Annotated in this window: 16 protein-coding genes, 2 tRNA genes and 1 pseudogene; 1 reads left to right on the top strand and 18 read right to left on the bottom strand. The window is 67.8% G+C overall.

The genetic code is table 11. The features are described from left to right. Both LQV16_RS07885 and LQV16_RS07890 read right to left on the bottom strand, forming a co-directional pair. A pseudogene (locus LQV16_RS07885) lies at positions 1–1308 on the bottom strand (5-methyltetrahydropteroyltriglutamate--homocysteine S-methyltransferase); the annotation flags it as partial. A gap of 45 nt (positions 1309–1353) precedes the next feature. Next, positions 1354–2361, bottom strand: coding sequence for a methylenetetrahydrofolate reductase (locus LQV16_RS07890; protein WP_229993356.1), 1008 nt, complete (start codon positions 2359–2361; stop codon positions 1354–1356). Between the two features lie 429 nt (positions 2362–2790). Here LQV16_RS07890 and LQV16_RS07895 point away from each other — a divergent pair, with 429 nt between their 5' ends. Then, positions 2791–2994, top strand: coding sequence for a hypothetical protein (locus LQV16_RS07895; RefSeq protein ID WP_229993357.1), 204 nt, complete (start codon positions 2791–2793; stop codon positions 2992–2994). A gap of 52 nt (positions 2995–3046) precedes the next feature. Here the strand turns inward: LQV16_RS07895 and LQV16_RS07900 are convergent, their stop codons facing one another. The 16 genes from LQV16_RS07900 to obgE form a co-directional block, all read right to left on the bottom strand. Further along, on the bottom strand, positions 3047–4249 hold the full coding sequence (locus LQV16_RS07900; protein WP_229993358.1) for an ROK family transcriptional regulator: 1203 nt from the start codon (positions 4247–4249) through the stop codon (positions 3047–3049). Between the two features lie 156 nt (positions 4250–4405). Beyond that, a complete protein-coding gene (locus tag LQV16_RS07905) occupies positions 4406–5536 on the bottom strand; it encodes a class I SAM-dependent methyltransferase (protein ID WP_229993359.1) in 1131 nt (376 codons plus the stop codon). 106 nt (positions 5537–5642) lie between these two features. Beyond that, a complete protein-coding gene (locus tag LQV16_RS07910) occupies positions 5643–6797 on the bottom strand; it encodes an NAD(P)-binding domain-containing protein (protein WP_229993360.1) in 1155 nt (384 codons plus the stop codon). Between the two features lie 13 nt (positions 6798–6810). Further along, entirely contained in the window at positions 6811–7176 is a 366-nt protein-coding gene (locus LQV16_RS07915) for a zinc ribbon domain-containing protein YjdM (protein ID WP_229993361.1), read from the bottom strand. Between the two features lie 71 nt (positions 7177–7247). Next, positions 7248–8084, bottom strand: a complete 837-nt coding sequence (locus tag LQV16_RS07920) for an amino acid ABC transporter ATP-binding protein (RefSeq protein WP_290369346.1) — start codon at positions 8082–8084, stop codon at positions 7248–7250. Continuing rightward, entirely contained in the window at positions 8071–8736 is a 666-nt protein-coding gene (locus LQV16_RS07925; RefSeq protein WP_229993362.1) for an amino acid ABC transporter permease, read from the bottom strand. Before LQV16_RS07925 ends, LQV16_RS07920 begins: the two co-directional genes overlap by 14 nt. A gap of 36 nt (positions 8737–8772) precedes the next feature. Further along, entirely contained in the window at positions 8773–9594 is an 822-nt protein-coding gene (locus LQV16_RS07930; RefSeq protein ID WP_229993363.1) for an amino acid ABC transporter substrate-binding protein, read from the bottom strand. A gap of 219 nt (positions 9595–9813) precedes the next feature. Beyond that, positions 9814–9889, bottom strand: a tRNA-Ala gene (locus LQV16_RS07935). Positions 9890–10077: 188 nt separating this feature from the next. Next, a tRNA-Ala gene (locus LQV16_RS07940) sits at positions 10078–10150 on the bottom strand. A 154-nt stretch (positions 10151–10304) separates the two neighbouring features. Then, the gene (gene rsfS, locus LQV16_RS07945; protein WP_229993364.1) at positions 10305–10706 is read right to left on the bottom strand and encodes a ribosome silencing factor; all 402 of its coding nucleotides are present in this window, start codon (positions 10704–10706) and stop codon (positions 10305–10307) included. A gap of 183 nt (positions 10707–10889) precedes the next feature. Next, positions 10890–12101, bottom strand: coding sequence for a hypothetical protein (locus tag LQV16_RS07950; RefSeq protein ID WP_229993365.1), 1212 nt, complete (start codon positions 12099–12101; stop codon positions 10890–10892). Between the two features lie 7 nt (positions 12102–12108). Then, entirely contained in the window at positions 12109–12834 is a 726-nt protein-coding gene (gene nadD, locus LQV16_RS07955; RefSeq protein WP_290369347.1) for a nicotinate-nucleotide adenylyltransferase, read from the bottom strand. A 13-nt stretch (positions 12835–12847) separates the two neighbouring features. Next, complete coding sequence (locus LQV16_RS07960; protein ID WP_229993366.1) at positions 12848–13087, bottom strand: hypothetical protein; 240 nt, start codon at positions 13085–13087, stop codon at positions 12848–12850. 80 nt (positions 13088–13167) lie between these two features. Then, a complete protein-coding gene (locus LQV16_RS07965) occupies positions 13168–14565 on the bottom strand; it encodes a glutamate-5-semialdehyde dehydrogenase (RefSeq protein ID WP_229993367.1) in 1398 nt (465 codons plus the stop codon). A gap of 26 nt (positions 14566–14591) precedes the next feature. Continuing rightward, a complete protein-coding gene (gene proB / locus LQV16_RS07970; RefSeq protein ID WP_229993368.1) occupies positions 14592–15764 on the bottom strand; it encodes a glutamate 5-kinase in 1173 nt (390 codons plus the stop codon). Then, positions 15754–17343, bottom strand: coding sequence for a GTPase ObgE (gene obgE / locus LQV16_RS07975; protein ID WP_229993369.1), 1590 nt, complete (start codon positions 17341–17343; stop codon positions 15754–15756). Before obgE ends, proB begins: the two co-directional genes overlap by 11 nt. Between the last annotated feature and the right edge of the window lies 1 nt (position 17344).

Here is a 17344-nt window from a genome sequence, read left to right on the forward strand (position 1 = left end):
CTCCTGGGCTGCCTCGCGGACCGCGTAGGCGGAGCGGTTGAAGTCGGCGTCGGTCAGGGCGGAGGTGCGGGCCCGGACGTCGCCGCGGCGGACACCCTCGGCCTCGGCGCGGGAGGCGATGACGCGGGTGGCCTCGTCGATGGCGGGCTGGACGGCTTCGGGGTCGCTCAGCAGACCGGCGAGGGTGACAACTTCAACGGCCTTCTGGTCGGCGAAGGCCAGCCAGCTGCGCAGCTGCTCGGACAGCTGGACTTCCTCGTCGACGTCGTGCGGGACGTGCTGGGCGGAGGTGGAGGTGCTGACGGCGAGCTTGGCCACCGACTTCTTCAGTTCGGCGATCTTCTTCGCGGAGGCGGCGAGATCGTTGCGCCAGATGTTGTGGCCGTCCACGACGCCGGCGACGAGGGTCTTGTTGCCCAGCGCGGCCAGGGCCGCGGCGGACGGGACCTCGCCCTTGAAGACGTCCAGGTGCAGGGCGTCGATGCCGGTGGCGGCGAGCGTGCCGAGCTGGCCGTTGAGCGCGCCGTACGGGGTGGAGACGAAAAGCTGCGGGCGCTGGGCCGTGGCGGCGAGGGCCTCGTAGGAACGGGCGACGGCGGCCTGGATTTCCACGGCCGGGGTGTCCTGGTCCACCACGAGGGCGGGCTCGTCGAGCTGGACCCAGCTGGCGCCGGCGGCGGCAAGCTTCTGAAGCAGTGCGGCGTACACGGGGAGGATGTCCTCGAGGCGGGACAGCGGGCTGAAGCCGGCCGGGGCGTCGTCGGAGGCCTTGCTCAGCAGCAGGAACGTGACCGGGCCGACGATGTACGGGCGGGTTTCCACGCCGTTGGCGAGGGCGTACTCGAATTCCTCGACGATCCGGTTGGAGGTCAGCGCGAAGTTGGTCTCCGGGCCGATTTCCGGCACGAGGTAGTGGTAGTTGGTGTCGAACCACTTGGTCATTTCCAGCGGCTGCTGTTCCTTGTTGCCGCGGGCCAGGGTGAAGTAGCCGTCAATGTCGAGCTGTCCCTCAGCGTTGAGGAGGTTCCCGAACCGGGCCGGCACGGCGCCGAGGTGGGCGGCGGCGTCGAGCACCTGGTCGTAGTAGGAGAAGGTGCCGGGGACGGCCGCGGCTTCAGTCAGGCCAAGGCCCTGGAGGCGCTTGGCGGTGCCGAGCTGGATTTCCTTGGCGGCGGCGTCCAGGGCTGCGGCGTCGATCTTGCCGGCCCAGTAGGCCTCGACGGCTTTCTTGAGTTCGCGGCGGCGGCCGATTCGCGGGTAGCCGAGGATCGAGGCGGACGGGAAGGGGGTGGTGAGAAGTTCAGTCATGGGAAGTCCTTGAAGTTGTCGTTGACAGATGACGGAGGTGGGTGCTCAGCTGGCGAGCTGGCTGGCGGCACGCCGGGAGGCGCTGATGCGGCCGGCGCCGTGCCGGTTGCCGCCCTGCCGGTTGCCGCGGTTGCCGCTTCGCGGCCGGGGCAGGGCGAGTTTGTCCAGCACGTCCAGGGCGGCGGCGTGCTCATTGAACGTGTAAAGGTGGATGCCGGGGGCCCCGGCGGCCAGGGCCGCGTTGGCGAGATCCACCGTGGCGCTGACCCCGATCCGGGTCCGTTCGGCGTCGGTATCGGCGGCCGCGAGGCGTTCGATGAGTTCCGGGGCCGGTTCCACGCCGGTCAGCTCGCCGAGGCGGGCGAGCCGCCGGAGGCTGGTCAGCGGCATGACCCCGGGAATGATCGGTATGGTGACCCCGGCCCGGCGTGCCCGGGTCAGGAGGTCGGCGTACTGCTCGGTGTGGAAGAAGACCTGGGTAATTGCGAAGTCGGCGCCGGAGCGCTGCTTGGCCAGCAGGACCTCGATGTCGTGCGCCTCACTCGGGGATTCCGGGTGCCGGGTCGGGTAGGCGGCGACGCCGACCGCCACCTTGCCGGCGCACAGCAGTGCCGAGCGGCGCTGCTCCACGCGGCGGATGAGTTCGATCAGGTCCTGGGCGTACCGGAGCGATCCCGGCGGCGGGGTTACGCCGTCTTTGGGCCGGTCACCGCGCAGGGCGAGGATGCCGCGGACACCGACGTCGAGCAGTTCGCCGATGATCTCCGCCAGTTCCTGCGGGGAGTTCCCAACGCAGGTCAGGTGGGCCAGGGGCCGGAGCGTCGTTTCCTGCACGAGCCGGTTGATGAGTTCGACGGCGGTGCTGCGGTTGGAGCCGCTGGCGCCGTAGGTCACGGAGACGTAGTCCGGGTCCGTGGCTTCCAGTTCGCCGATGGTGGTCCAGAGGGATTCGGCGGCCGCGGGCGACCGCGGCGGAAACAGCTCGTAGGACAGCGCAACAGGGGCTGCGCCGCCAAGATTGGGATGGGTGTCGATAAGGCTTGGTGGTGACATTTGCGTCCTTGGCTGTGAACACTGCCGTCAGGAGACCGGAAACCCGGATGACCGGATACAGATACGGAAACACCGTCGGCAGTGAATTGAGTTTGGGGAACACGGAGGGAACTTCAGCAGGGCGCAGCCGCGACTGTTACGCCTGATACGAAGTTGTCCGTGAGCAAATGTCAGGCCCACATGGGGGCACCCACACCCTCCTGGGCTGCCTTGGGGGCAGCCTTCAGCGGAGGATCGCTGACACGTTACTGAGGTAACTTGTATAGAACTCTAAGGCCGGGCAGCGGGGCCCTTCAAGTCGGCGCCCGAATTAAGACGCACCTTTACGGCCGTTTGCGGTGCCGGGCAGAATTATGTTCGCCGAAGGGGCGGTTTCCGGCCGGCACGGCCGCTCTCCCCAACGCACGCGGTCAGGACTATCCTGTTGCCATGATTCAGCTTCCAGCCAGCTACAAGGAGTACCTCGCCGGCAAGAGCGAGAGCTTCATCAACACGGTCCGGCCCGTCCTCATGCAGTCGGCCGCAGATAAGTCGCACGGGGTGCGGGTCTCCTACAACCGCGGCCCCACCGGCCACCAGGCGCATCTGGACGACACTATTCCTTATGGGACGGTCGTTGAGGACATCGACTGACGCCCGGCTGGCCCGCTGAGGCGGCCGGGCCGGGTCAGCCCACCAGCGACGTCTATCCTTCGAGGAGGAGGCGCTGGGAGCGCGGGGCAAGCGTGTGTTCCAGCACCAGGCAGGCGGCACCGACGGCGCCGACGTCCTCGCCCACTCCTGTGCCCACCACTTCGATCCCGTGGATCTTCCGGGTGGCGCTGTTCGCGTCTACCAGGGCCGGGATCAGCTCCAGATAGGCCGCTGAGAGGCACGTCCAGAACGGGCCCCCAAAGACCACGCGGTCCACGTCCAGGGCGTTGGTGATGGCCGAGACGGCACGGGCCACAAGCACGGCGGACCGTCGAATGATTTCCTTGGCCTCTTCGTTGCCGGCGTCGGCGATCGCGCACAACTGGGCAAACCGCTCCTGGACCGCCGGCGCGCTCCTTTCCTGGAGCGATCCATCCAGTACGCCGGCCGCCTCGGCCTGCGCCACGAGGACCTGCGGAATGGCGGAGGATTTCACGCAGCCGCGCTGTCCGCAGTCGCAAAGGGCGCCGCCCGGGTCCACGATGATGTGTCCGATTTCCCCGGCGTTGCCCGAGGTTCCGCGGACCACTTCGTCGTTGAGGACGATCCCGCAGCCGATCCCGGTCCCCATGTACATGAAGACAAAGCTGCCCTCGCCGCTGGGGCCGCCGGCCCAGGTTTCGGCCACGGCTGCGGCGGTCACATCTTTGTCCATGATCGTGGACAGGCCCGTGGCTTCGGCCAGGGCATCCCGCAGCCCCACGTGGTCCCAGCCCGGCAGCAGGGGCGGGTCCACGACGGCGCCGTCGTTGAGGTCGATGGGGCCCGGTGAGGCAACCCCGAGCCCGGCGATCCGGTCCGGGTCCACCCCGGAGTCCATGATGAGCCGCTTGATTTCGTCCGAGATGGTGTCAATGACCGCCCGGGGGTCGGTGCCGGGCGGGGTGCTGATCCGTGAGTGCCTGACGACGGCGCCGAGCAGGTCCAGCACGACGAACGTAAGTACGGCGGGGTCCAGGTGCACGCCCACCGCATACATTCCTGCGGGATTGAGCCGGAGCATGGTCCTTGGCTTGCCCGGTCCGGTGCCTTCCTTGCCTGCCTCGACGATCAGGTGCTGGTCCAGCAGGCGGCGGGAAATATTGGAGATGGTCTGCGGCGAGAGTCCGACGATCTGGGCGAGCTCCACCCGGCTCAAGCCGCCCGGCGCGCGGCGGATGGCGTCCAAGATGACCGTGAGGTTGAAGTCACCCATCTTCGGTAGGTTGGTCCCTCGCCTCGGAGAGGGTTGCCGGAACTCGGTCACTGATACCTCTAAACGTCTTTGGCCACGCACAGCAGTTGTCAGAATCGTACGTTACGTGCAGGCCTGCGCCCACACTTGCGCTTTTCAGACACAATGTTTCTGCCGCTACGGCCGCCGGGTGCTTGCCGTCACGGTGAACTTCGGATTCCTGCCGACCTCGCGGGTGGGCCCGATCAGGCGTTCGAGTGCCGGCCGGTAGTGCAGGTGGCTGTTGAACACGGTCCAGAGCTCCCCGCCCGGGGCGAGCACCCTGCCTGCCGCTTCGATCAGCTTGATCCCTGCGCCGGAGTGGACGGCCGCTTCAAGATGGAAAGGCGGGTTGAGCAGGACCAGGTCCGCGCCGGCGTCCGGCAGAGAGCTCATGGCGTCGTCCTGGAGCACGTCGATCCGGCCGTCCAGGCCGTTCGCCCGGGACGTGGCGAGGGCAGAGTCGACGGCGGCCGCGGACCGGTCCGTGGCGGTGACGCGGGCGCCGGGGTTGGCACGGGCGTACATCGCGGCGAGGATTCCGGTGCCGCAGCCAAGGTCAACGGCACGGGTGGCGTGCGGCATCCGGGGCAGGAAGTCCAGCAGGAACCTGGTTCCGATGTCCAGCCCGGTGCCGGCAAACACGGCGCCGCGTGCGCAGACCGTGAGGCCCAGTTCGTCATTGACCTCAGTGACCGGGAAGGGCAGCGCGGCCGGGACCGGCTTGGGGCGCCGGGCCAGCAGGAGCCGTGATTTCTGCCGGGCCAGTTGGGGCTGGACGTCCTCGAAGTAGCGCGCCAGCACAGCGTTCATGCCCAGGCTCATGTGTTTGACGCGTCCGCCCGCCAGCAGCACGACGTCGGGAGCGGCGTAGCGGGCGACGGCGTCGGCGATCTCCTCGAGTTCCGCCAGGGACCGGGGCAACTGGAGCAGGACCAGTGACGCGCCCTCCAACAGGCCGGCGCCCAACGGGAGGTGTTCGAAGCCGGCGTCGATCTCCAGGGCCTCGGCGTTCGCCCGCAGCGCCCGTTCACCGGTGATGAGGTCCTGGTGGACCCGGACAGGGTGCGCCCCGAGCGTCAGCGCCCCGAGTGTCAGGGCGCCGTACCGGTCCCCCATGACCGTGAGCCGTCCCCCGGGCTGCAGCAGGCCGGCGGCGGCCTCCAGCAGGAGCTTGTCCGTGGCATCCCAGGCCTGCAGGTTGGCGGCCTCGACGTCGGGGAATCGTCCCAGCCGGGCAAAGAGCGATTCGAAGTTGTTGTCCGTCACGCGCGTTGTGCCGCCGTTTCTACTTGGGCTTGGGAATTTGGCTGGGGTGCCGGGACCCGGTACGTGGGCCCTGGGTACTGCACTGCAGTGTTTTACGTTTTACGTTTTACGTTATACCGGTCCGGGCCAGCAGTGTGACGATGCCCGCCACGGCGGCCCGGCCGGCACGGTTGGCGCCTATCGTGGACGAGGACGGCCCGTAGCCGACGAGGTGGACCCGCGGCTCGGCCGCGACCTGGGTGCCGTCCATCGCGATGCCGCCGCCAGGTCCGCGCAGGTGCAACGGGGCGAGGTGTTCGAGTTCGGCCCGGAATCCCGTGGCCCACAGGATTACCCCGGCGGCCAGGAAGCTGCCGTCAGCCATCCGCACGCCGTCGGGCTCGATCGCGGTGAACATGGGGTGCCGGTCAAGGACGCCGCGCGCCGCGGCGGCGCGCAGGGCCGGGGTCCAGATCAGGCCCGTCACGGAGACGACGCTCTGCGGCGGGAGGCCCTGGCGCACCCGCTCCTCAACGAGGGCGACGGCGTCGTGGCCCGCCTGCCGGTCGAAGGCGGCCTCGCGCCAGAGAGGTACCCGGCGCGTGAACCACGTGGTGCTGGTGAACTTGGAGATTTCATCGAGCAGCCCGACAGCCGAGATCCCGCCGCCGACCACGATGACATGCTGGCCGCGGAATTCGCCGGCGGAAACGTAGTCGGCAACGTGCAATTGCCGGCCGCGGAAGCTGGCCTTGCCCGGATAGATGGGCCAGAACGGCCGGGTCCAGGTGCCGGTCGCGTTGATCACGGCGCGGGCAGAGAACCCGCCGCTGGAAGTGGTGATGGTCAACCGTCCGGCGGGATCAGCGTCTTCCCGGGTCACCGAGTGCACTTTAACGGGCCGCTCGATCGCGAGGCCGAGGTCGTGTTCGTACCCGCCGAAATAGCGGGTGAGGAAACTGGAGCTGGCCTCGGCGGGATCCACGTCGGGCTGTGGGATTCCCGGGAGGTCGCTGATGCCGTTCACCGTGGCCATGAGCAGGCTCTTCCAGCGGTGCCGCCAGGCGCCGCCGGGCCCGTCCTCGGCGTCGAGCACGACATACGTCCCCGCAGGCGGGGCCTCCGCCGCTGCTGGTCCTTCTGCCGCGGTCTGCCCCGTGCCGGCCCCGGCAGGGCCGGCCGGGATGAAGCCGTGGCGCTGAAGGTGGTAGGCCGCCGACAGCCCCGCCTGCCCGGCGCCGACCACGACGACGTCGGCCCGGCGCGCCGTCTCCACAGTCACGCTCCGGCCCCGGTCAGATCTTTTTGACGACGCTGGACTTGAGCTGCATGGGGCCCACGCCGTCCACCTTGCAGTCGATGTCGTGGTCGCCCACACCGTTGACCAGACGGATACCGCGGACCTTAGTGCCGACCTTGATGACCGTGGAGCTGCCCTTGATTTTCAGGTCCTTGACCACTGTGACGGTGTCGCCGTCGGCGAGGACGTTGCCCACCGCGTCCTTGACGACGGCGTCGGCAGGGGCGGCGCCGCCGGCGTCTGTGTCAGTTTCCGCGGACGCGGACCATTCGTGCGCGCACTCCGGGCAGACCAGGAGCGCCCCCATTTCATAGGTGTATTCGCTGGAGCATTCGGGGCACGGGGGCAGGGTATCGTTCACGCGTCCAAGTTTAGTCGCCGCTTTGGGTCGCCGCTTTGCTGGCCGCTATTGGCCGCCGCTGGCTGGTTGCCTCAGAACGGGTTCAGCAGGCGATCCACGAACTGCCGCGTGCGTTCCTCCCGCGGGTCCCGCAGCACGGTGTCGGGGTGGCCGCGCTCGACCACCACGCCGCCGTCCATGAAGATGACTTCGTCGGCCACCTGGCGGGCGAACGCGAGCTCGTGGGTGACCACCACCATGGTCCAGCCTTCGTCCGCGAGTTCCTTGATGACGGTCAGCACCTCGCCCACGAGTTCGGGGTCCAGCGCCGAGGTCGGCTCGTCGAAGAGCAGCAGCTGCGGGCGCAGGGCGAGGGCACGCACAATCCCGACACGCTGCTGCTGGCCGCCGGAGAGCTCGAACGGATAGCTGTTCTCCTTGCCGGCCAGGCCGACGCGCTCCAGCAGTTCCCGTGCCTCCTGGATCGCCTCAGCCTTGGGCCGCTTCTGCACCTGGACCGGGCCCTCGATCACGTTCTCCAAGACGGTCTTGTGCGGGAAGAGGTTGTAGTGCTGGAACACCATGGCGCTGCGGTCCCGTAAGGCGAGCACCTGCTTCTTCGCCACCGGAGTGGAAAAGTCGACGGTCAGTTGCCCCGCGAACTCGGCAACGCCGGCGTCGGGCATTTCGAGGCCGTTCAGGCACCGGAGCACTGTCGTCTTGCCCGACCCGGACGGCCCGATCAACGTAACCACTTCGCCGCGGCGGACTTCAAGGTCGATGGATTTCAGCACAACATGGTGGCCGAACGCCTTGCGCAGGCCCGTGACGGTCAGCAGGGCGTCCACCGGGACAGCGGCGTCCGGAAGCGTATTCCCAGGGGGCGGCGGTTCAAGCGGTTCCGGGGGAAGCGGTTCAGTGGGCGACATAGCGGTCCAATCTCTTCTCCAGGGCGGACTGTCCGCTGGCGAGGACGAGGCAGATGATCCAGTAGATCACGGCCGCCTCCAGATACAGCAGCATGAACTCCTGGCTGAAAGCCGCCACCTGCTGCGCCACGCGGAACAGTTCGGTGACGAGGATCAGCGACGCCAGCGAGGTGTCCTTGACCAGGCTGATGAAGGTGTTGGACAGCGGCGGGACCGAGACCCGCGCCGCCTGCGGCAGGATGATCCGCACCAGTGTCTGGTGGCGCGACATTCCGATGGTGTGGCCGGCCTCCCACTGGCCCTTGGGAACGGACAGGATGGCCGCCCGGATGACCTCCGCGGCATAGCCGCCGACGTTCAGGGAGAACGCGATGATGGCGCTGGGCCAGGGGCTGATGGTGATTCCGACGGACGGGAGCCCGTAGAAAATGACGAACAGCTGGACCAGGAGCGGGGTTCCGCGGATGACGGAGATGTAGATCCTCGCCACCGCGGAGATGAGCCGGTTGCGGCTCAGCCGCATGAGGGCAACTACCAGGGCCAGTAGGAGGCCCAGGCTGAACGACGCCAGCGCCAAGGGAATAGTGCCAAAGATTGCACCCGACAGGAGGGGGCCCAGCGATGACCACACGAGTTCCCAGTTGATGCTCATACCCGGACGCGGCGTTTCTCGGCGGCTGTCACAGGGCTACTTCGTGACGTCGGCGTCGAAGTACTTCTGGGAGATCTTCGTCAGGGTGCCGTCGGCCGCCAGCTCGCCGAGGGCCTTGTTGATGGCGTCGGTCAGGCTGGTCGATCCCTTGCGCAGGGCGAAGGCGCTCAGCGACTTGTCAGTGGTCTCGGCGGCAACCTTGATGGCGGTGTCGTTGTCGGTCTTCTGGTAGTCCAGATACGTCAGCTTGTCGTTGATGGTCGCATCGACGCGGCCCTGCTTGAGCAGCGTGATCGCCTGCGCCCATCCCTCCACGGCCTCGACGTTCGCACCGCTCTGCTGCGCCAGTTTGTACCAGTTGCTCGTCAACGACTGCGCCGTGGTCTTGCCGTTCAGGTCCTCGAAGGAATTGATGCTGTTGTTGTCCGATTTGGTGACGACGACGCCGGTGCTCACCGTGTAGGGCGTGGAGAAATCGTACTTGGCCTTGCGCTCGTCCGTGATGGAAACCTGGTTGGCGACGACGTCGAACCGTTTGGCGTCGAGGCCGGCGAAGATGGCGTCGAACTGCGTCTCCTGGTAGGCCGGCTTGACGCCCAGCTTCTCGGCGACGGCGTTCATGATCTCGACGTCGTAGCCCGTCAGTTCACCGCTGCCGTTGGCGTGGAACGTGAACGGCCTGTAGGTGCCTTCCGTGCCGACCTTGAGCACGCCCGAGCTCTTGACGTCGCTGAGGGAGGTGTCCGCACCGGCGGCCGGCGCCGAGCTGGCCGGAGTGGTGGACGCCGAGCCGCAGCCAGCCAGGGCGAGTCCAGCTGCTGCAATGAGGCCGATAACGGAAAGTCGTGTGCGCTTCATGATGGTCCTTAGTCGTGGAGCCGGAAATGGCCTTCCAGCTGGCCGCATGGCGGCCGTCTCCTAGCGACGATAGCAAGGTCCAGCTCAGGGTGGAGAGCTTAAATGACAGTTTGTGACGTCCGGTCATGAGACGGTCTTGACGGACGCGCTTTCTGACCGGCTGCACACCTGCGGGGGGTACGAAAAAGGGAACCACCGTCTGACGGTGGTTCCCTTGGTTGGTGGAGCTGAGGGGACTCGAACCCCTGACCCCCTGCATGCCATGCAGGTGCGCTACCAGCTGCGCCACAGCCCCTCATTTGCCTTGGAAGTTCTTATCTTCCCTGAAGCAACCTGATTAGCTTAAACCACAAATCGCGTTCGCGCTAATCGGCACCCCGGCCCGTGAATTTGCTCGCCCGGCACGCCCTGGAGCAGCCCCGCACCCTGGATCCGGGCAGAAAAAAATCCGCCGGAATCTTTCGATTCCGGCGGATTATCCGGTGGAGCTGAGGGGACTCGAACCCCTGACCCCCTGCATGCCATGCAGGTGCGCTACCAGCTGCGCCACAGCCCCGAATTTTCGCTGCTCCGAGCACGCCTGCTGACGCGCAAAGTTCCGGTTCTTTGTCCGGATCTCTCCGAAGCAACTCAAATATCTTAGACCAGCCCTTCGGAAAATTCCAAATCGGGCATATTCGCCCCAATGGGCGTGGCCGGTGCGCGGGTTGCTACTCCGTGTCCGTGGCGGCGGCTGCCTTGGCGGAGGCGTCCTCGCCCAGCTGCAGATCGACGACGGGGCAGTCCTTCCACAGGCGCTCGAGGGCGTAGAAAATGCGGTCTTCCTCGTGCTGGACGTGGATGACGACGTTGGAGTAGTCCAGCAGGACCCAGCGACCGCCGGAGCGGCCCTCGCGGCGGACGGGCTTCTGGTCAAACTTGGCGAGCTCGTCCTCGATGCCGTCCACGATCGCATTGACCTGGCGTTCGCTCGGGGCCGAGGCGATCAGGAACACGTCGGCCAGGGCCAGCCGTTCGCTGACGTCCAGGGCCACGATGTCCTCGGCAAGCTTCTCCGAGGCAGCGCGGGCTGCGTGGCGGGCGGTAGTGATGGATGAATCGGTTGCAGACACGGGACTCCTTGTAGTGATGAAATTTATGGTGAAGAAAAATGCTTGGAATGAAAACTGTCTTGGAATGAAAACTGTGGGGTCAAGAGCTGAACTTGGGTGGCCGTCGGGCGAACGCTGCGGTGGGAAACGGGCCGAACAGCCGCGGTGCCGTTTTAGTGGGGTGCCATTGGACGGGCCCCCGGCCTAGCGGGCCAGCCCGGTGACGATCAGGGTGATGCCGGCGATGAGGGCGACGATCCCCAGGGCCAGGACGCCGAGCTGGAGCAGACGGAGGCGCCGCGCCCGGCCCAGCCCGGCGGTAGCGGCATCCAGGGGTTCCAGTCCGTAGGCCGAATTCGCGGCCACGGGCTCCCCGCCCACCAACCGCTCGTCCGTCTCCCCCGCGGAATTCGCCGCGGCGCTTGCCGGCCGCGCCGTTCCGGCCTTGGCGGCTTCTTCTGCGCGGGCCAGGACGCCTGCCCGGCTGCCAGCCGGGCCTGCGGGCCGCTGGCGGGACACGCCCGGACGCCGCGCGCCGGGTTTCCGTGGCGCGTCCACCCGGGGACCCGGGTTGGTGACAACCGGAACATACGACGTGGCAGGGCGCTTCATGACGGGCCGCTCCACGCCGGGAACCTTCTCAAATTCCAAGGGCGTGACCATTGCCAGGTTGTTGGCCGTGGTCGGATCGTTGCGGGGCACCGCCGGCTGGCTGTTTTGTTCCGCGAGCTTCTGCTTGGCGGCGGCACGGCGGTTCAGTATCGCGGCGCGCTCAGCCAGGGCGATCTGCTCGGCCAGGACGGCCGGATCAACGGCGTCGGGATCCGTGGCCGCGATGTGCTCCATCTTGGCCACTTGGTTCTTGGCCTGCTCCGCGAGGAGTTCGCGCGCGGCCAGCGCCTGCTCCACGGTCATCCCCTCGGGCGTCTGCCGGCCGGGTCCGGCGCTGTCCGGCGCGGGAGCATTGGGAGCCGGGGATGCTGACACAGCCGGAACCGCGCCCTTCTGGGCGGCATCCTTTGGGGCAGCGTCCTTCTGAGCGGGGGAAACCACGGGGGTGGCCCGGGTCCGCGGCGACACCGGGACGATGGTGTTGGCCTGGGTGGCCGGGGCGGTTTCGGTCGCCAGCTCCAAAAGCCGCAGCTGGCGCCGGGTGGGCGGCCCTCCCTGCGCCAGCTGGCCTTCTTTCTCAGCCAGTTCCTTGATGGTCCGCAAGGCGGCACGGTCCCGTGCCCGGACCTGAGAGGACCGTTCGGCACCGCCACGCACAGAGTCCACGGGAGCGTCGGCAACGCGACGGCTCCGGCCGGTGATTTCGGCCTCGGTCGGTTCGCCCGGTCCCTGAGTGTCCAGACGTTCATCTCTGGCCTGTCGCATTTCGCGGCGGCTGCGGATGGGAGGCTGTTCCTGACTCATGGCAAACTCATTCAGTGCTGGCTGGTTGGGTTATCTCGAAGGTGGGATCGTGCTGTGCGGGGTCGACCCCTGCCGCGCCGTTGCCGGCGTTGGTGGCCTCAGCGTGTTCGGAATCGGGGCGGACTGAGTCGGTGCTGGCGTGGTACAGGCCGTACTTGGCGATGTACTGGACCACCCCGTCCGGCACGAGGTACCAGACCGGGTTGCCTTCGGCCACCCTCGTGCGGCAGTCCGTGGAGGAGATGGCCATGGCCGGGACCTCCAGGAGGCTGACGTCTTTGCGGCCCATGCCGTCCAAAACGTGGCCAGGCCGGGTTACGCCCACGAAGTGAGCGAGGGACCAGAGTTCATCGATGTCTTTCCAGGACAAAATCTGGGCCAGGGCGTCCGCGCCGGTGATGAAGAACAGGTCGGCGTCCGGTCGCAGGGTGTGCAGGTCACGCAGGGTGTCGATCGTGTAAGTCGGTCCCGGACGGTCCACGTCCACCCGGCTGACGGTGAAGCGGGGGTTCGAGGCCGTGGCGATGACTGTCATGAGATACCGGTGCTCGGCTTCGCTGACTTTCTTGGCCATCTTCTGCCAGGGCTGGCCGGTGGGCACAAACACGACTTCGTCGAGGTCGAACTTGGCCGCGACCTCACTGGCCGCGACAAGGTGTCCGTGGTGGATGGGATCGAACGTGCCGCCCATCACACCCAGACGCAGGCGGCGCTGGGCGCCGCGCTGCCTCATGGTGGCGGAAATATTAGTGACCTTGGCTGTGATCGTGCTTGTTCGGGTGCTGGCGGTGCGGATCCGAGTGCTCCTCGACAGCCACGTGGCGCCTGCCCAGGTTGGAGTAGGACAGCGTGATCAACAGCAAGACGACCAGAATCACGAACAGGGAGCCGCCAATGACAAACGGCGGTGCGATGAGCGGTGCGAGTTCCTCGTGGCCCGATTCGCCGACGGCGGCGACGAAAGTGGCGATCTGCTGCGACAGCATGTTCTCCCCTAGTGAGTTCAAAATTTGACGACGGCGGAGGTGTCCGCCGTTCCGGTCTTCCGTTCCATGTTACAGCGTTGTTAGCCCCGGACCTGGCCCTCGCCCTGCACGATCCACTTCGTGGTGGTCAGTTCCGTCAGTCCCATGGGGCCGCGGGCATGCAGTTTTTGGGTGGAAATCCCCACCTCGGCGCCGAGGCCGAGCTCGCCGCCGTCGGTGAAGCGGGTGGAGGCGTTCACGATCACGGCGGCCGAATCGACCTCGGCGATGAAGCGCTCGGCGTTGGCGAGGTCGTTGGTCAGGATCGCTTCGGTGTGGCCGGTGGTCCACTTCCGGATGTGCCTGACGGCCTCGTCCAGGCTGTCCACCATGGCCACTGCCAGGTCCAGGTTCATGTATTCGGTGGCCCAGTCTTCCTCCGTGGCAGGCACCGTCTGGATCGAGGCCGGCAGTGCGGCGCGGATGCGCTGGTCCACGTGCAGGGTGACCCCGGCTGCCCGCAATGCCGAAGCGACGGCGGGAAGGACGGTTGACTTGGAGTGCACCAGGAGCGTTTCGACCGTGTTGCAGACGCTGGGCCGCTGGGTCTTGGCGTTGAGGAGGATGTCGACGGCCATTTCCTCGCCGGCGGAAGCGTCCAGGTAAATGTGGACATTGCCCTCACCGGTCTCGATGACCGGTACGGACGAGTTCGTCACAACGGCCTGGATCAGCTCGCGGCCGCCGCGGGGAATGAGCACGTCCACCCGGCCGCGCGCCCGCATGAGGGCGTTGGCGCCGTCGCGGCCGTACTGGTCCACGGTCTGGACGGCGTCGGCGGGCAGGCCCACCGATTCCAGCGCATCCCGGAGGATGGTGATCAGGGCGGCGTTGGTGGCGGCGGCGGCGGACCCGCCGCGCAGGATGACGGCGTTGCCGCTCTTGAGGGCCAGTCCGGCAATGTCGACCGTGACATTCGGGCGGGCCTCATAGATCGCGGCCACCACACCCATGGGTACGTTGATCTGGCGCAGGCGCAGCCCGTTGGGGAGGGTCTGGCCACGCACGACGTTTCCAACGGGATCGGGCAGCGTGGCGAGGTTTTCCAGCGCCGCGGCGAGGGCCGTGATGCGTGATTCGGTCAGCGTCAGGCGGTCCAGCAGGGCGGCGCTCGTGCCGGCGGCCCGGCCTGCCGCGACATCTTTGGCGTTGGCGGCCAGGATCTGGTGTTTGTGTTCCACCAGCGCCTTGCCGATGGCGCGCAGGCCCCGGTCCTTCCAGGCCCGGTTGGCGTGCGCCATCTTGCGGGCAGCGTGGCGCGAGCGGTCAGCGATCGCGTGGACGGCAGCTTCGATGTCCGTTGCCGTGGCCGGCGTCCCTGCCGGATCCGGCGCCGCGCCGAAACCCTGGGTGGGTACGGCAGTGCCGGCGGGAACGGTGCCGGCAGGCACGTCAGACACGGCGGCGGGCACGGCGGCGGAAGTCAGGGCCTCAGTCATGCTTCCAGTTTAGGCGTCCAGTGGACCTAGACCAGCACCAGGTCGTCAACATGAACAACTTCGCGGTCATATCCGCGGCCCAGCGCCTTGCCCAATTCCCGCGTGGAGCGGCCCAGCATTTGGGGCAGCTCGGCGGCGGAATAGTTGACCAGCCCGCGCGCAATCACGGTGTTGTCGACAGACACCATCTCCACGGCGTCGCCGGCCTCGAAGTGGCCTTTCACCGCGGCGATCCCGGCAGGCAGCAGCGAGGTGCGGCGGTCGCGGACGGCCTTGACCGCGCCGTCGTCGAGCACCAGGGTGCCGTGCACGGTGGCCAGGTGGGCCAGCCACAGGAGCCGGATCGGCTTGCGCGCGCCATTGACGGAGAACCACGTGCCCACGTCCTCGCCGGCCAGTGCCGCAGCCGCATTCGGCGTGGACGTGACCAAGGCGTGGATGCCGGAACCGGCGGCCATGCTGGCGGCTTCGACCTTGGTGGCCATGCCGCCTGTGCCCACGCCGGCCTTGCCGGTGCTGCCGATCGAGACGCCGTCGAGGTCGTGCGGGCCGGAGACGTGCGCAATCCGTTTGGCGCCGTGCGACGGCGGGCCGTCGTACAGGGAGTCGACGTCGGAGAGCAGCAGGAGTGCGTCGGCGCGGACCAGGTGGGCCACCAGGGCGGCGAGCCGGTCGTTGTCGCCAAAGCGGATTTCGTGGGTGGCCACGGTGTCGTTTTCGTTGACCACCGGGACGACGCCGAGGTTCAGGAGCCGGTTCAGCGCGCGGAACGCGTTGGTGTGCTGGCTGCGGCGCATGAGGTCATCCGCGGTCAGCAGCACCTGGCTGACGGTGACGCCGTGCGCGCCGAAGGCGTGGGTGTACCGGGCCATCAGCAGGCCCTGGCCCACGCTGGCAGCGGCCTGCTGGGTGGCGAGGTCGCGGGGGCGCTTCTCGAGTCCCAGCGGGGCGAGGCCGGCTGCGATCGCGCCCGAGGACACCAGGATGATCTCGGTGCCGGCGTTGCGCTGGTGCGCCAAGGCGTCGGCGAGGCCGGTCAGGGCCTCTTCGGAGATCCCGCCCTTGATGGACGTCAGCGAGGACGAGCCCACCTTGACGACGATCCGGCGGGCCCCGGACAGCGCACTGCGGTCCGGGGCGCTGAGGGTGTGGGCCTTGAGGGGCTGCGACCGGTGCTCGACGACGGTCTTACTCGTCATCTGTTGCGCCCAGTCCACTCTCCTTGAGCGGCTGCCGCGCGCGGCGTCCGCTGACGGACTCGGTCCAGATGCCGGCCTTGCGTTCGGCTTCGAGCTCCGCACGGGCGGCGGCCTTCGCGTCGCGCCGCTCCTGCTGTTCGTCGCGCTTCTGGCCACGCGTCGGGCGGTCGCCGATGTCGGCGAAGCGCACGTCGGTGCCGCGCGGTGAGGCGAGAAGTTCGGCGCCGGCCATCATGGTCGGTTCCCAGTCGAAGACGACGCCGTCGTCCTCGCCGATGACCACAGTGTCGCCCGGTGTGGCGCCCTGCTTGAAGAGTTCATTTTCGACGCCGAGCTTGGCCAGGCGGTCCGCGAGGTAGCCGATCGCTTCCTCATTGGTGAAGTCGGTCTGCTTGACCCAGCGCACGGGCTTGTCGCCGAGGACGCGGAAGAGCGGCTCGAGGTTTTTCTCTTCGCGGCGGATCGTGAAGCCGGTCTCGTTGACGGCGCGGGGGCGCAGCACGGGGGCCTGCACCTTCGGCGGGGTCGCGGCGACGGCGTCGCGGGCGGCCTGGACGATTTCGGCCATGGCGAAGCCGAGCTGGCGGAGGCCTTCGTGGCTCGTCGCGGAGATTTCGAAGACTTTGTAGCCGCGGGATTCCAGTTCGGGGCGGACGAACTCGGCCATGTCCTTGCCGTCGGGCAGGTCCACCTTGTTCAGGGCCACCAGGCGGGGGCGGTGGTTCAGCGGAACCACTTCGCCGTCGGACCCGCTGTAGCTCATGTCCACGGCGTACTTCTCCAGCTCGGCCTCGATGATGGCGAGGTCGGAGAGCGGATCGCGGTCCGATTCGAGCGTGCCGCAGTCCAGTACGTGCACGAGGGCTGCGCAGCGCTCGACGTGGCGCAGGAAGTGGTGGCCGAGGCCCTTGCCCTCGCTGGCGCCCTCGATCAGGCCGGGGACGTCGGCAATGGTGAAGCGGACCTCACCGGCCTGGACGACGCCCAGGTTCGGGATGAGGGTGGTGAAGGGGTAGTCGGCGATCTTGGGCCGCGCGGCCGACATGGCGGCGATCAGGCTGGACTTGCCGGCCGAGGGGAAGCCGACGAGAGCGATGTCAGCGATGGACTTCAGCTCCAGGACGACGTCGCTGGATTCACCCTCGATGCCGAGCAGCGCGAAGCCGGGCGCGCGGCGCTTCTGGGAGGACAGCGAGGCGTTGCCGAGGCCGCCAATGCCGCCGGCGGCGGCGATGTATTCGTCGCCTTCGCCCACGAGGTCGGCGAGGACCTCACCGGACTTGGACTTCACCACGGTACCTACGGGCACCGGAAGGATCAGGGTTTCGCCGTTCTTGCCGCCGCGCCAGTCGCCCATGCCGGGGCCGCCGTTGGTGGCGTGCCGGTGGGGTGCGTGGTGGTAGTCGAGCAAGGTGGTGGTCTGGAGATCGACGCGCAGGATGACGTCGCCGCCGTTGCCGCCGTTGCCGCCGTCGGGACCGCCGAGGGGCTTGAACTTCTCGCGGTGAACGGAGACACAGCCGTGGCCGCCGGTACCGCCGGATACGTGCAGTACTACCCGGTCTACAAAGCTCGCCACG

Origin of the sequence: Arthrobacter sp. Bi26 (assembly GCF_918697925.1) — a bacterium.
Taxonomy (GTDB): domain Bacteria; phylum Actinomycetota; class Actinomycetes; order Actinomycetales; family Micrococcaceae; genus Arthrobacter.